This is a genomic window from Pseudosulfitobacter sp. DSM 107133 (assembly GCF_022788695.1).
GTDB lineage: Bacteria > Pseudomonadota > Alphaproteobacteria > Rhodobacterales > Rhodobacteraceae > Pseudosulfitobacter.
Map to the genome: position 1 here is coordinate 67,133 of NZ_CP085160.1, position 13,717 is coordinate 80,849.

The 13,717-nt window shown below is 59.6% G+C and carries 18 protein-coding genes; 4 read left to right on the forward strand and 14 right to left on the reverse strand.

What is annotated here, in order from left to right; genetic code table 11:
• Nucleotides 1-2: 2 nt before the first annotated feature.
• Genes DSM107133_RS23620 through DSM107133_RS23655 form a run of 8 tightly spaced genes read right to left on the reverse strand, consistent with a single transcriptional unit; the run spans nucleotide 3 to nucleotide 6,182 of the window.
• Nucleotides 3-794, reverse strand: coding sequence for a type IV secretion system protein (locus DSM107133_RS23620; RefSeq protein ID WP_114293699.1), 792 nt, complete (start codon nucleotides 792-794; stop codon nucleotides 3-5).
• Nucleotides 791-1,957, reverse strand: coding sequence for a lytic transglycosylase domain-containing protein (locus DSM107133_RS23625; protein WP_114293698.1), 1,167 nt, complete (start codon nucleotides 1,955-1,957; stop codon nucleotides 791-793). Before DSM107133_RS23625 ends, DSM107133_RS23620 begins: the two co-directional genes overlap by 4 nt.
• A 4-nt stretch (nucleotides 1,958-1,961) precedes the next feature.
• Complete coding sequence (locus tag DSM107133_RS23630) at nucleotides 1,962-2,177, reverse strand: hypothetical protein (protein WP_114293697.1); 216 nt, start codon at nucleotides 2,175-2,177, stop codon at nucleotides 1,962-1,964.
• Entirely contained in the window at nucleotides 2,174-4,558 is a 2,385-nt protein-coding gene (locus DSM107133_RS23635) for a type IV secretion system protein B4 (protein WP_114293696.1), read from the reverse strand. The genes DSM107133_RS23630 and DSM107133_RS23635 overlap by 4 nt, the downstream gene beginning before the upstream one ends.
• On the reverse strand, nucleotides 4,548-4,826 hold the full coding sequence (locus tag DSM107133_RS23640; protein WP_114293695.1) for a VirB3 family type IV secretion system protein: 279 nt from the start codon (nucleotides 4,824-4,826) through the stop codon (nucleotides 4,548-4,550). Before DSM107133_RS23640 ends, DSM107133_RS23635 begins: the two co-directional genes overlap by 11 nt.
• Nucleotides 4,827-4,835: 9 nt before the next feature.
• On the reverse strand, nucleotides 4,836-5,150 hold the full coding sequence (locus DSM107133_RS23645) for a TrbC/VirB2 family protein (protein ID WP_114293694.1): 315 nt from the start codon (nucleotides 5,148-5,150) through the stop codon (nucleotides 4,836-4,838).
• The gene (locus DSM107133_RS23650) at nucleotides 5,147-5,770 is read right to left on the reverse strand and encodes a lytic transglycosylase domain-containing protein (RefSeq protein ID WP_243253647.1); all 624 of its coding nucleotides are present in this window, start codon (nucleotides 5,768-5,770) and stop codon (nucleotides 5,147-5,149) included. The genes DSM107133_RS23645 and DSM107133_RS23650 overlap by 4 nt, the downstream gene beginning before the upstream one ends.
• 52 nt (nucleotides 5,771-5,822) lie before the next feature.
• Complete coding sequence (locus tag DSM107133_RS23655) at nucleotides 5,823-6,182, reverse strand: hypothetical protein (protein ID WP_114293693.1); 360 nt, start codon at nucleotides 6,180-6,182, stop codon at nucleotides 5,823-5,825.
• A 195-nt stretch (nucleotides 6,183-6,377) separates the two neighbouring features.
• Between DSM107133_RS23655 and DSM107133_RS23660 the strand changes: the two genes are divergently transcribed.
• The 4 genes from DSM107133_RS23660 to DSM107133_RS23675 all read left to right on the forward strand — a co-directional run bounded on the left by DSM107133_RS23660 (nucleotide 6,378) and on the right by DSM107133_RS23675 (nucleotide 9,982).
• Nucleotides 6,378-6,653 (forward strand): hypothetical protein, encoded by a 276-nt coding sequence (locus DSM107133_RS23660; protein WP_114293692.1) that lies wholly within the window; start codon nucleotides 6,378-6,380, stop codon nucleotides 6,651-6,653.
• Between the two features lie 626 nt (nucleotides 6,654-7,279).
• A complete protein-coding gene (locus DSM107133_RS23665) occupies nucleotides 7,280-7,936 on the forward strand; it encodes a hypothetical protein (protein ID WP_240310539.1) in 657 nt (218 codons plus the stop codon).
• A 237-nt stretch (nucleotides 7,937-8,173) separates the two neighbouring features.
• Entirely contained in the window at nucleotides 8,174-9,016 is an 843-nt protein-coding gene (locus tag DSM107133_RS23670) for a hypothetical protein (RefSeq protein WP_114293691.1), read from the forward strand.
• Between the two features lie 300 nt (nucleotides 9,017-9,316).
• A complete protein-coding gene (locus DSM107133_RS23675) occupies nucleotides 9,317-9,982 on the forward strand; it encodes a L,D-transpeptidase (protein WP_114293690.1) in 666 nt (221 codons plus the stop codon).
• Nucleotides 9,983-10,065: 83 nt separating this feature from the next.
• Here DSM107133_RS23675 and DSM107133_RS23680 read toward each other — a convergent pair whose 3' ends face one another.
• From DSM107133_RS23680 to DSM107133_RS23705, 6 genes are all read right to left on the reverse strand, one after another.
• The gene (locus tag DSM107133_RS23680; protein WP_114293689.1) at nucleotides 10,066-10,335 is read right to left on the reverse strand and encodes a hypothetical protein; all 270 of its coding nucleotides are present in this window, start codon (nucleotides 10,333-10,335) and stop codon (nucleotides 10,066-10,068) included.
• A gap of 17 nt (nucleotides 10,336-10,352) precedes the next feature.
• Complete coding sequence (locus tag DSM107133_RS23685) at nucleotides 10,353-10,943, reverse strand: L,D-transpeptidase (protein ID WP_114293716.1); 591 nt, start codon at nucleotides 10,941-10,943, stop codon at nucleotides 10,353-10,355.
• A 108-nt stretch (nucleotides 10,944-11,051) separates the two neighbouring features.
• On the reverse strand, nucleotides 11,052-11,609 hold the full coding sequence (locus DSM107133_RS25085; protein ID WP_114293688.1) for a methyltransferase: 558 nt from the start codon (nucleotides 11,607-11,609) through the stop codon (nucleotides 11,052-11,054).
• A 6-nt stretch (nucleotides 11,610-11,615) separates the two neighbouring features.
• Nucleotides 11,616-11,999: an STAS/SEC14 domain-containing protein gene (locus tag DSM107133_RS23695; protein ID WP_114293687.1), complete on the reverse strand. Its 384-nt coding sequence runs from the start codon at nucleotides 11,997-11,999 to the stop codon at nucleotides 11,616-11,618.
• A gap of 12 nt (nucleotides 12,000-12,011) precedes the next feature.
• Nucleotides 12,012-12,920, reverse strand: coding sequence for a cation diffusion facilitator family transporter (locus DSM107133_RS23700; RefSeq protein ID WP_114293686.1), 909 nt, complete (start codon nucleotides 12,918-12,920; stop codon nucleotides 12,012-12,014).
• Nucleotides 12,910-13,680: a transglutaminase family protein gene (locus DSM107133_RS23705; RefSeq protein WP_114293685.1), complete on the reverse strand. Its 771-nt coding sequence runs from the start codon at nucleotides 13,678-13,680 to the stop codon at nucleotides 12,910-12,912. The genes DSM107133_RS23700 and DSM107133_RS23705 overlap by 11 nt, the downstream gene beginning before the upstream one ends.
• Nucleotides 13,681-13,717: the final 37 nt, after the last annotated feature.

Here is a 13,717-nt window from a genome sequence, read left to right on the forward strand (position 1 = left end):
TCTCATGGCGCGAGGCTCGGCAGGGTGAAGTCCATGTAGCGGCGCTCTTCTGCGACGGTGGCAGCATCCACCACGCCCGCATTGCCCGCGCCAAGGGTCTGGATCGCCTCAAGCTCCCACATCCGCGTCATGGCGATGGCGAGTTCGGCTGTGACGCGGGTGTTGTGGTCCATCGACGCCTTCAGGTCTTCCATGTCCGGGATCAGGGAGACGAGTTGCTCGACGCGCTCCAGCGATTGGGCCGCCTCGGCGTGGCTGTTCTGGGCTGCGGCCGACATCACGGCGCCGGTCGTGGCGCGGGTCGCGACTCCTTCCGCGCCTGGATTGCCACTGGTGGCGATCTCGCGCAGCGAGTCCTCGTCGAAGCCTGCACTGGCGAGCGCCTGTTCCATCTGCGTGCGCAGGGGCCCTGCGTTGGGTCCGATCAAGCTCGACCAGTCGCCGGCCTGGATGCCCCGGATTAGGCCGGGAATGTCTTCAAAATTGGCTTGCAACAGGTCGTCGAGATCCCCGCCCATCGCGAGGCCGAGAATGCTGCGCGGCCCGGTGAGCGAGGCATACATTTCGTTCAGCTGATCGAGCTGGCCTTGCAGCGTCTCGAGCTGTGCCAGCGCATTATCCAGAAGATCGGTCTGGATCCCGAAATCCTGCAGCATCTGCTGAAGCTGGCGGATTTCCTGGGCGATGTTCTGCGTGTCGACCGTGGGCACGCCCTGTGCGGCGACGGGGCCCGCGAGGGCAAGCGCGAGGGTCGCGGCGGTAGTGGTAAGGGAAATGCGCAAGCGCCGGATCATCGCAATGTCTCCTGGGTGAAATCCATATATTGCCGCTCGGCCGCTTGCGCGGCGGCCATGGCGATTTGTTCTTCGCTCAGCGGCTGGGTGTGAGCGGCCTTGATCCGTGTGCGGATCGCAACCAATCGGGCCAGCTCGGCGCGCGCGTAGGTGTTGAGCGCGATGGCCTCGTGCAGGTCTTCGGTCTCGCCGATGCAGGTGATGATGTCCTGCACGCGCAGGGCGGCAGCGCGGACAGAGACCAGCGAGTAGTCGCCATAAACGCCTGCACCATGGGCCGAGAGGCTGAAGCTCGCGTTCGCCAGAAGGACAGGGTCGATTGTGCCGAGCGCATCGATGCCGCCCACGGCGGCAAGGTAGCTATTGTACTGCTGCGGGATCACCACGACGTAGTGCTGGGTCTCCGCGAAGGGCGGGACGCCGCCGTAGTCCTGCACGTTGCCTGGGCCTGCGTTGTAAGCGGCAAGCGCATGTATGATGTTGCCATCGAACATGTTCAGCATCATCGCGAGGTAACGCGCACCGCCTGTGACCTGCAGGTACGGGTCGTCGTAATAGGCCGGGTTGATGCCAAGATCACTAGCGGTAGCGGACATGATCTGCGTGAGCCCGAAAGCCCCAACGGGGGAGCGAGCCCCGATCTGGAAGCGGCTTTCCTGCCAGATCAGCGCTTGCAGCAGGCAGCGCCACTGGACCAGCGACAGCCCTGCGCGGCTCACCCCGGGCAGGCTATGGGTGTCGCGCGCGGCGCGGATAATCAGCTCCTCGATCCCTTCCCGGGCATCGCCGAACATCCGGGCTGCGGCCGGGTTGTTGTCCTCGGGCGCGTAGAGGCTGGCCGCAGCACTCTCGACGTCCTCAACCGCCCCCTGCCCCGCCTCCAGCCCAGCCACGGTGCCAGCCACATCGCCGGAGCCGAGGGACATGGCATCCATCAGCCCTTCGAGGGAGGCGAGTTGCTGGCGTTCGATCCCGGCCAGCTCCTCCTCACGCGCCAGTCGGTCCTGCTGTAGCGCCAGATCCTGATCGGTCTGATCGAGGATTGCCTGCCGCTCTGCGAAGAGGCGCAGGTCGAAGGTCGGCACGCCTTGGGCGATCGCTGGCCCCGCCGTGGGACCTGCAAGCGCAAAGCCGATCATTGAAAGGGGAAGCCAGCTCCGCATCCGCTCAGCCACTCGCCCCAAGCATCACGAAATCGCACGCCGTATCGCGCCGCGTGACGGCGGCACCCATTGTCGAGATCGTTGCCGTGGCGGTTCCCGTCTGCGCGGGTGCGTCTCGGAAGTTGAAGCAATTGGCCTGCGCAGGGTTATGCTGCGCGCAAGCCGTCAGGGTCAGGCCGAGGCCAAGCAGCACGGCGTTGCGCGTGATGGTATGGGTCATGTCACTCTCCAGAAATCTTGTCGTTCGCGGTAATCGGGGCCAACAAGTGCCTCGCCCTTCTCCATTCCGCCGAGGATGGTCACGAGGGGGCCGAGCGCGCTCAGGTCGGCATCGATGACCACTGCGCCGCGGTCATCGCGCACAAGCGCCAGCCGCGAGGCGGAACCGACGCTCAGAAGCACGTCGAGTTCTTTCTCACTTAGGCCCAGCATGGCGTAATCCGCAGCCGAAGCGCGGATATTGGGCAGAAGCACCTGGGTCGGCACCGCCTCGACGATGGTCTTGCCGGTCCGGGTGCGCTCAAGCTGGCTGGCATATTGAGTCATCATCACGACGACGGCGTTCTGCTTGCGCGCAGTCACCAGCCAGTTCGAGAGCCGCTCCGCGAAATACGCATTGTCGAGCGCCTTCCAAGCCTCGTCGATCACGATGATCGTGGGCTTCCGATCCTCGATCACCCGCTCAACCCGGCGGAACAGGTAGGAGAGGACCGCCATGCGTTCCCGTTCGCTCTCGGAATCGAGAATGCCGGTCAGATCAAATCCCGCCACGTCGCCGTCTATGCTAAACGTATCCGCGGCATTGGCGCCAAAGATCCAGCCGTAACGCCCTTCGGATGTCCATTCCTGCATTCGCTCAAAGAGGTCGCCCTCATCATCGGTCGAAACCAAAAGCGATGCAAAATCCGACCAGTTCCGCAGGCCTGCGTTCCCTGCACTCGCGTTCTGGCGCACGACTTCTTGCAGCCGGTTGGTCTGCACCGGGGTCAGCGGCCGGTCACGGCGCTCGAGAAGGCTTGCAAGCCAATCCGCAAGCCAAGCCTGACCACGCGCGTCGATCTCGGTCTGCAGTGGATTGAGTCCGGTGGGGCGTCCCGCCCGTACGGTCGAATAGCTGCCCCCGAGCGCGCGGACAGCCATTTCCATGCCGGCGCGATAGTCGAAGACGAAAAGCCGCGCGCCGGCCCGCCGGGCCATGGTCATCAGGAACGCCGCCAACACGGATTTGCCCGAGCCGGGGCGGCCCAGGATCAGGGTGTGCCCACCTGTGGGCTCGCGGTCCGGTGCGCCCTGTTCGTGGAAGTTGAAGCGGAACCCGCTGCGCTCGGGCGTCGGGAACAGCGTGATCGGCACACCCCATGGAACATCCCGGCCGGTCTTGCCAAGCGGTGTGCGGTGGAAGGTGGCGAGATCGGCGAAGTTGTGGTTCGTGATCGCGGCCTTGCGGCTGCGCGCCCCGGTATTGCCCGGGTGCTGCGCCATGAAATGCGCCCGAGCCCCGAAGGCTTCCGAGATCAGGTTGATGCCGGAGGTCGCGGAGATGTTGCGGATTTCGGCAGCGATGTCGTCGAGCGCGGCCTGGGATCGCGCATAGACCGCCACCGTCATGTGATGCTCGCCGAAGATCAGGCGCTTGGACTCCAGATCGTCCTGCGCGAGTTCCAGTTCCTGGGCGAGGCTGACGGCCCCGTCATTGGCCGCCTGCATGAGGCGCAACTGCCGCTTGATCCGGCCCGCCATCATGTTGGCATTGATCGGCACGAAGGAATGCGTAACCACCATGTCGACGGGCAGGTTCAACTCGTCGAGCATCAGGCTGTCTGTCTTGGCGGGGTAGTTCTTCACCGCAAAGATCGCGCCGAGCTTGTCGCCCACGGCGCCGTCGGAAAGCGCGATGGTCGTGCCGCGGAAGGTGACGCGGGTATTGGCCACGTCCTCGGCGATCACCCCAAGGCGCGAGCGCGGGAAGAGCGGATGTTCTTCGCCGGTATTAAGTGAGCCAAGGAAGCCCAGAAGCTCGCCGGTGCTTGCCGCGAGCAGACGGGGCTTCAGCTCATCGAAGGACGACAGCAAAAACCCCACGACCTCATCGAGTTTGCGCAAACGGCGGGTGGTGTCCGCTGTATGTCGCTTACGCGACGCCCCCAGACCGAAGGGAAGACGGCTGCCTGCCTCCGGGCGCTTCAGCACGGTCAGCGTCAGCGTCTTGTCGCGCAGGCCAGATTGACCCAGATGCGCGAGCCAGCGCTGATCGACGGCGGCAGCAAACCCCTTGTCCGGGATGGGCGGCAGGGTCACATCGACCGCTTTCGAGACCTTGTGCAAGTAGAAGGAAAACTCCGTCCCCACCTGTGCTACGATCCCCGCCAGAAGCCCGCCGATCCGGTCAAGATAGGCGTCCTCGCTAGTTGTGCTGTTCACGCCCTCGAGCCGAATGCATTGCATCAGCTCGTTGCCGCGCGTGCGGATCGTGCGGTCGGTGACAAGACTCACATAGGGCAGCATCGTCGATAACCGCTTCTCGCCCTTGACCCATGTGGGCAGCGCCGTTAGCGGATCCAGCGCGTCTGCATCCTGGCCTGCAATTCCATCACGGGGCATAGCTGTCGCCTCCGTGGAGCTTACGGTTCTTTGTCGGCGGAGTTTCCTGCAACGTGGTCACCAGAACATCGAGGAAGTTCGGATCCCAGTCCGCGGCTTTCCAGAGCGCAGGCCAGGCCAGCCCCGCGAAGACGGCCACCACCCCGCTCTGCACCCAGAGGAACAGAAGCGCTGAGCCGAAGAGCCAGACCATGGCGTACATGATCGGCAAGCCCATTAGCTTGGGTGGCCTGAGAAGGCCGATGAATACGCGGGACTGGTCAGACATGGGCCCGGCTCAAGTCGTCCAGATGGCGGCAACGATGGTGGGCGCTGCGGCGATACCGGCGATTGCAACCACCACCCAGAGCGCTTGGCGGAAATCGAGTATGCCAAAGAGCCAGGAGAGGAACACGCCGATGAGCGCCAGCGTGCCGATCACGATGCCCAAGGGACCGGTGATCGCATCGACGATGCCCTGCAGCAGCGTCTGCACAGGCGAGAGGTCGATGCTTTGGGCAAGTGCGGGGCCCGCTAGTACGATCAGGGCCATCGCGCCGAGCGCGACAAGGGCCCGCGTGCGGAGCACGCTTTGAAGGTTCTTGGACGTCATGAAAGATCTCCTCTGAGCCGATGAAACACGGCCGTCACACGGGCCACATGGCCTTGGGTTTCGCGAAAAGGGGGGATGCCGCCGTGGAGCGTGACCGCCTCGGGGCCGGCGTTATAGGCAGCAAGGGCCAATGATCCGTCGCCGAACTGGTCGAGCATCATCAAAAGGTAGCGCGCCGAGCCGTCGAGATTCTGCGCGATGTTGTGGGGATCGACGCCAAGATCGCTTGCGGTGCCTGGCATGAGCTGTCCGAGGCCGATGGCCCCAACAGGGCTTCGCGCTGCGGGGTTGTAGGCGCTCTCGACTTCAATATTGGCGCGATAGAACAGCGCCCAATCGGTGACTGACAGTCCTGCGCGACGCAGAGCGTCATGGCCTGCATATCGCAGGGCGGTGACCTCAATGGCTTGCAGGATATCAGGGGAGGCGCGAACGGCGCGCGGCGCCGGGATCGCAACCTCAGTGACTGCTTCGGGGCCACGTGGTTCTGCGAAGAGAAAAAGACGATCAGTCGCCTCTTGGGTCTCGGAGAACGAGCGAGGGGTGCTCGCGTTATCAGAGACGGAATTCAGTCGGCCATCCGGACCAACCGAGAAGATGAAGCCGTCTGCCAGAGCCAAGGGCGCTGAACATACGCCTGTACCCAAAGCAACGACGAGCGCAAATGCGCGTTTAGCTGTCCTTGACCGGGGCCGCTCCGTTTTGCGGCCCTGATGTATGACCGGGAGCGGCGTGACGCTCGCGACCGCCTTCGTGGAGCGGAATGCTGACTGTCGTGCAGCCCATGTCGGCCAGGAAGCTGACAAGGCCAACGATAGTTTTGAAGTCGCGCAGCTTGAGAACGCTTCGGCTGGTGACGAGCATCTTGTCGTCACGCCCATCAGACGCGACGGCGCGGATGACCCACGTACCGTACCAGCTGTTATGGCGCTTCTCGGCATCTTCCTTGCAGACCACCTCGATGAGGTAGCCCTCGGTGAGCAAGCCGCGCAGTCCGTCTTCTGTAACCACATTGGGGGCTTCTTCTATCATGGCTTTCCCACGGGTCCTTTCTCTGCCTGAGGTGCAGCATCGATCCCGTAGAGTTAAAACACCACGGGCGATACAAGACAACATTAATGATAGCAAGAAAATTAAATCGACTTGACGAACATCGTCTTGCTCCAATAACAGTGATAGCTGACAACATCGTGATCTTAAAGGCGGCAAAGGAGTTTTGCCCTGCACATGACTTGTGCGCGCCACATCCCCTTTCTGCTGTTGATCACTGCTTTCGCAGCAGCTGGTCCGGCGCATGGCTGCGCCCCGCCCGAGCGACCGTTCCTACCCCAGACCCAAGACGACATGCGGACCTACGCTGATCTGATCCGGGAGGACTTCGATGCCTACATCGCGGATGTTCAGGATTATTTCCGTTGCGTCGATGAAGAGCGCGCGAGGACCTTCGCGGAGGCTCGTGAAGTCAGTGAGGATTATGGCAGGTTCTTGAATGCGGTTGAGTGATTAACGTGGGGGAAAAGCGATCAGTGAATTTGTTTGCCTCAGTCTTATTTCCACCGCGAACGTTCTCCGGAAAGCATCCTACCGTGAATGGACGTTCTTCATCTCGTTTCGACGACAGAACTATGGCCGGTAAGTCACCCGCGCGCCCTCATCGAGGATAACGAAACGATCTTGATGCGCTGCATCATACGGGTTCGGCAGCAGCATGAACTTGGGTTCGAATGTAAGGGCGTGATCCACCTCAAGCACAAAGTATTCCTCGCGCTCCCGTCAATGTTCTCCGCAATCAGTTGCTACATGGCGGCTCGACTTGGAACGGCGGCGTCAACCGAGCCCAGGTGCGTGTTGGCGCGGCGATTCTTGCGTTCCTGACGCCCGTCTTCGTGGGTCTGACGATGCACAACCCCAGGCAGGATTGGGGGCGACTATTCTATCCGGTGGTATCGTAAGCCAGAGTCGTCGGAAGTTTCCAAAGGCCGTCGTGTTGAGACATGCCCGTGAGCATACATGCTGAAGACCCAAAACGCGTATGCGCGCGGTCCTTTTAGATGGTGCGGCAATCAAATCTCCTTGCTATCATTAATGTTGTTTCGTATCGCTACACCATTACAGATGGAGTCGGCATCATGAAGCACATGGTCCATAGCGTGGCAGCCGCCGCAGCAATTAGCATATCCTCTCTTATGGGCTCGGCCGCCCCGGCCCAAGCCTATCAGGTCGACTGCGCGATCCTCTTGTGCCTTGCCGGGGGATGGCCCGCCTCTGCGCCCTGCGCACACGCGCGGGCAGTTTTCATTCGCCGGATCACCCCCTGGCCGATCGAGCCGCCGTTGCAGATATGGCGTTGCCCAATAGGAGCGTCATTCAACGAGCACGCGCCGCTGTCACCGATGGAGCGGCTCTATGACATAACGTTCCGCAATCCGCCCTTGATCCATTCGGAAGCTGCATCCGATCCCCTGGTTCTGGTCCAGGCCGATGATCAAGCGGATATCGACATCTCGGACGACGCTTTCGACTTTGTGCGGAACATCCGCGTCTATCATATCCAGTACCGTCAAAACGAAAACCGCGATGGCGACTGCAATCGAAGCGACTCGACGCGCTTGGGGTCATACGGCCTTCAAGGTGACTATCGCTGGACAAGGTCCAACGTGGCTCAGGTGCCGACCGCGTCTCAGCTAACCATCCCGAACGGATGCAGAAGCTACTTCTACCGATCTGTCTTCGTGGACTGGCGTGATCACGCCGGAAACTACGGCTCCGAAGAAGTCCGCTACTGACCAACCAAGCGCCAGGCTTCCTGAGCGCTCCTCGCAACCCCCTGCACCGGAAGCCGTGCAATCAACCCAAAAAAGGAAACGACGCCAGACCGTGAAGCCTGACGCCGCGCTAGAAAAATCCGTGAACAAGAATTTTCTAGCGCACTGTCCAAAAACCCGCAACCAGCAAAGTTGTTTTGCTGGCAAGAATGTTGTTGTCTCACGACATGGCGTCGGTTCTCTCAGGAGGCCCCGACCATGGAACCCACAACCGGCTTGATACTACGACGTATTATGCAAACTGATCTTTCCGTATCCGCTCACAAGCTTGCCACTCTCATCCTGGACGGCATCGCCTGGAAGGAGGGCTACAACGGGTTGTCGCGCGGTACAGCCGCCTTCACCCTCTCAGTCTTGGCAAGCAAGATGGGCATCTCGCGCCAGTATCTGACGGTCCTTCTGAGCGAACTCGAAGCGTCGGACTTGGAGCTGGTGCGCCAGAAATCAAACGGCAAATTTGCCCCCTGGCTCTTCCGGTTTTCGGCCTTTGATGCAGAGGAGGATGCCCATGATCTCGTGTCAGGTGAAGGTGACACATCACTATCTAGAGATAATAATAACAAAACTATATTCTCAGGTCTGATTGAAATCACCGCGAACTCGAACGTTTTTCAGACCTGTTGGGCAAACTTGATCAAGGCAGCGAAGACCGCCCTACCCTGCTGGAACGTCGACACGCAAGTCATCTGGGATCGCTTCCTCGCGTTCAACCGGGCGCGAGGCAATGGCAAGGTTCCTGCAGGTTTCTTGCTTGGTTTCATGCGTCGGTGGCGCACTGCACCGGGAACACCGCCTCGCTCGGAACCTACTCCGGCGCCGAAGCGGGGGGTTGATCCAAAAGAGCGTGAATTGCTCGATCAGATCCAAGCTGCGCCAAGTACAAACCGTCAGTTTCACGCATCGGACCTGTGTCGCTTGATCGGGCATGCTGGCTACGAGGCCAGGGTCATCGACGTGATCCGGCAGTTCGGATGCCAGAGGTTCTCTGCGATCTTGGCTGTGCATGGCAGGGCTGTGCTGGCGGGGGAGATTTCGCGATGAACGAGCTTTGAATGTGCCTGGCTTGGATATGTGTAAACGCATACGGTTTTAATATGTAAAATATAACCTTTGGCTGAGTCCGGCAGAATTTCCGTTCGGTAGCATCCGACAATCCTTATCCCGTGGAGTTGAAAACCCGTGAAATGCAAAAAAAGATGTCAGTATCTTTGCGTCGATTTATGCTCAGAACCGAGATCAAGAAGAATTACCTCTTGAAGCTCCAGTTGCCAGAGGTCCTAGATTTCACAACATGCCGAACTAGGCTCAACCCTGGTTTTTGCAATCAGTTGGAGACGCGCAATGCTAACTAGACGACATTTCTTAATAACCACTACCACCCTTTTTTCAGCTCCAATGGCTGCGACAGTTTTTGCGGACACTTGGCCGACAGACGCACAAATGGCGGCTTGGGACGCCCAGGTGACACCACCGAACTTTGATCTTGAGACATCGAACCCTTGGGGCTTGCACCCTCGTTTTCTGCCCCAGCGAGTTGTGGCGAAAGACGGGCTTGTGCCCGGCGACATACACGTGGATGCTGTCGCTCGTTATTTATATCATATTGAGCAAGGCGGTACAGCGATGCGTTACGGCGTGGCGATCGCGCGAGGCACCCTGTACGAACCAGGTACATACACGATCAAGCGCAAAGTCAGATGGCCGCATTGGCAGCCGACGCAGAACATGATCGACCGCGACCCAGAACTCTACGCTGATATCGCCGATGGTATGGAGCCCGGACCTAAGAATGCGCTTGGGTCGCGAGCTCTCTATCTCTTTCTCGGCGACCGGGATACTTATCTCCGCATTCACGGTACGCCACAGCCGAGAAGCATCGGCGGTCGTGCGAGTTCCGGCTGCGTCAGAATGGTCATGGCGCACATAAACGTTCTTTATCCCAACGTCGATATTAGTTCGACGGCTTTCCTCTACTCGGCCGAGGACAGTGTCACTGCGGGAAGCTGAGGCCGTGTACCAAAGCACCATCGGTCAGGGAAAGTGACGGGAGTTTATCCTAGCCGGGGATCACTTCGGATTACTGAACCCCGCTAGGCCGCTGGTGCGGTACAAATCGGATTTCCGCGGGGGGTTCGGAGCGGCACCAGGGTCGCTTCCACGGGACCGTTGTGCAGATACCAGTAGCAGCCGTCTTCCGGCAAAAGGCGCGCGGACTGAAGATCCTGACCCGTCGCGGCCATAGCGACGACTGCCTCCGGCAGTGGTCTGTTTTGTGCAGTGTCGGGCGCGCCAGGAATAGAAGCGGAACACGCTCCCAGCAAAAACGCTGCTGGGACAAGTAAGCCAAGATGAATTCGCATATTTAAAATTTCCGCCTTTAGAACAACTTAACCTGAGTACCGACCTCGGCCAATCCAAACAACTCTTCGATATGTTCGTTGTAGAGACCGATGCAGCCGTTCGACGATTGTCGACCGATCTTGCGCGTGTCACCGGTGCCGTGAACGCGGTAATACTGCCATGACAGATAAAGGGCGTGTGTTCCAAGGGGATTGTCGGGGCCAGGGCCAACGAAATCCGGCCATTCGGGGTTGCGCTCCTTCATCGACGGCGTGGGTCGCCAGCTCGGGCCATCCACCTTGCGAACGATTTCGGTGTAACCGCGCCGCGTCAACTCCTCCGTAAGAGGGACGCTGGAGGGGTAAAGCTTGTAGACGTTTTCGTCTTCCGACCAGAACTGCACCGCGCGGGAGTCAATGTCGCAGAGGATCGCGCCATTCCGCAGGTTGTCAAAATGATCTTGCCAGGACGCAACCCTAAACCCGGAAATATTGCTTCGCACCGTCGGTGTCGCCAGACCCTCGTTTGTCTGTGCCACTCCCCTGCCGGTTCCGAGAACCAAGCCGCTTGCGGCGGCTCCCAGGAGCGCAGCCCTGCGCGTGACTGACATGTCGTTCGCTCGTTTCATCATGAAAACCTCAAATTTTATCTGTTTGCACTATTTTGGGACCTCCACCCACTAGAGCTTCAACAGGCTGCCACTCACAAAGCCGTGAATTCAGATGTCCTTATGCTGTCAGAGAAACCTGCGGGTTGTGCGGAGGTAGCCTCGGTATGGGTCCCCGTAGCGATCAATCAACCATCGCTCTTCGACGAAGGTCGCAAGGATCAATGCCGCGATGCCTGTAAAGGTCACTGACCACGCGAGGATTGAGGTGGAGAGCAGTCCAATCCCGATAAGGATCGCCATGTCAGCCACATATTGAGGATTGCGGGAGAACCGGTAAAGGCCCCGGGTCCGCAGAAAGCCTTCATCGCCACTCGTCGCCGCTATTCCAAGTTGTATTACACCGGACCAGACAGCGGCATTGCCCAGAACGATCAGACAAAGCCCTAGAGCCCAACGCATGATCCATGGGAAGTCGAGCTCACCCCATTCTAGCAGAGCCAAAACGATGGCAGATCCGAAGCCGACGCACGTAAGTCCCCAGACGACAATCTTGTGGCCTCCTGTAGAGTGAATCGGCGGCCAGACACGTCGCTCCGGTTGAGAGATGGACCAGAGTATCCCAACAACAAGCAGCAGATTGGCGACGCAACCGGCAGCGAAAATGACAGTCCTTAACTCAGGCATTACAAACTACGTTGCGCTACCCATAGAGTTTTCGCGCGCCCAAGTGATAGCCGCATCCCGTTCATCTATGTCGAACCATTTGAAATCTGAACCTATCACGAGATCCGCTACCTTGGTCCCCCATTCGATCCATTTCTGATCAGCGATCATGGCGACCCGCGAAAAATCTGTCGCATGTCGGGCGTCCACTTTCATGTCCGTCCATATCGCTGCGGCGCTTTCATAGCCCTCAAACGCGTCCATAAAGATGACCAGCGCCCGTTTGTCCTCTGCCGCTTCCAATTCGCGATCGAGCCAGGTGTGCATCGACTCGAAATCCTGCTTCGACAGCTTGCCGTCGCATTCGATCCCCAGGACACCGTCGCCGTCTATGTTCACTTCCTTCCACATGAGAGTCTCCTTTCATCCATGCCCGTAGCGGGCAGCGTCGTCATGCTTGTTGTCGGCCTTCTCGAACTCCAGCGTAGAGTGATCTATTCCGAACTCCTCCGAAAGGCGGGTCTTGATCACTTCCTTGATGCTTTCGACATCCTCCCACCGGTTCGTGGCGATCACGACATGGGTGTCGAGCGCCGCGCGATGCTCCTGCATCTGCCAGAAATGCGCGTGATGAACTTCCTCGACACCGTCCACGTCCTCCACGGCCGCGATAACCTTGTCCGTGTCGATATCGGGTGGGCTTCCCAGCATCAGCGTGCGGATCGGGCCACCGATCTCGCTGAAGGCGAGCCAGAGGATGTAGGCAGCAATCCCGATGGTGATCGCAGGATCGACCCAGCGGATATCGTAGAGAAGGATGAGGACACCACCGACGATCACGGCCACGGACGCCAGTGCGTCGCTGAGGTTGTGGAGGAACAGCGCCCGGATGTTCACGCTGCCTTTCTGCATCGAATAGGTCAGCCACGCGGTGAGGGTATCGATAAACAGCGCCACACTGCCCAGGATGACCACGGTCCAACCCGCGACTTCTGGCGGATCAACAAACCGCATCGCGCCTTCGTAGACCAGATAAAGGCCGATGATGATCAGCGAGGTATAATTGATCAGGGCGGCTACGATCTCGACCCTGCCATATCCGAAGGTCATTTTCGCATCGGCCGGGCGGCGCGCGATCTTGCGCGCGCCGAATGCGATGACGAGCGACGCCATGTCGGAGAAGTTGTGGATGGCATCCGCGATCAGCGCGAGGCTGCCGGATAGTATCCCGCCGACAATCTGAGCGACCGTCAAGAGGCCGTTTGCCCAGATGGCAATGGCAACCCGCCGGTCGCCTTCTTTAGGCTCCATTTGGGCATGATCATGCGGCACGAGAAGCCTCCTCATGGCTGTGGTTTGGCCGACTGAGCCCTGGAACGCTGGGCAAACGACCAGCGCGGATCGCCCTGACGCGGGCATTCATCCAATGGCGAATGAGGTGCCGATAGACCCAGTGGCGCAGGGGGCCAAACGCCTGACGATGGTGCTCATAAAACATGTCAGGATTATCGAATGTTCCAAAATCGCGGGCGATGCCGGTCTTCTGGATATATGTACTCTCCCCCGTCCATCCGACTGGCGGTGCGCTCAAGCAGTCGGTCCCGGCACCGTAGCCGCATAGGGACTGAGTCTCGGGAAACGACCGCTGCAAGGCCAACAGGAAGGATGTGTCCAGAATGAAGCCCTCAAGATCGATCCATCCTGCCTCGGTCTCGACCTCGATCCATGAGTGGAGGATTTCTGCGGGTGCGATCGGATAGATCAGTTCAGGCACGACGCCCCGTTGCAACGCTTTGTGGATTGTGAACCCGTGCAAGCGGCATCTTACGCCGACAGCGCGTAGAAGCGCCATCAGCAGCGTTCCCTTCGTGTTGCATTGTCCATATCTGTCTTCGAGTACTTCGGAGGCAGGAACGTCGTCGGCGCGGTTATAGCCAAAGTCGATCTCGTTTCGCACGAAGTCGTAGATTGCACCAATTCGATCATGCAACGGCATGGTTCCCCACCCCCGGTCGGCGATCAGAGCGGCAAGTGAAGGATGCCTGAAATCCAAGAGTGGCGTGGACGAAAGCAGCGGGTCAACAAGGGTCATGAGCGTTTCCTAGAATCAACTATACAGAGATGATATT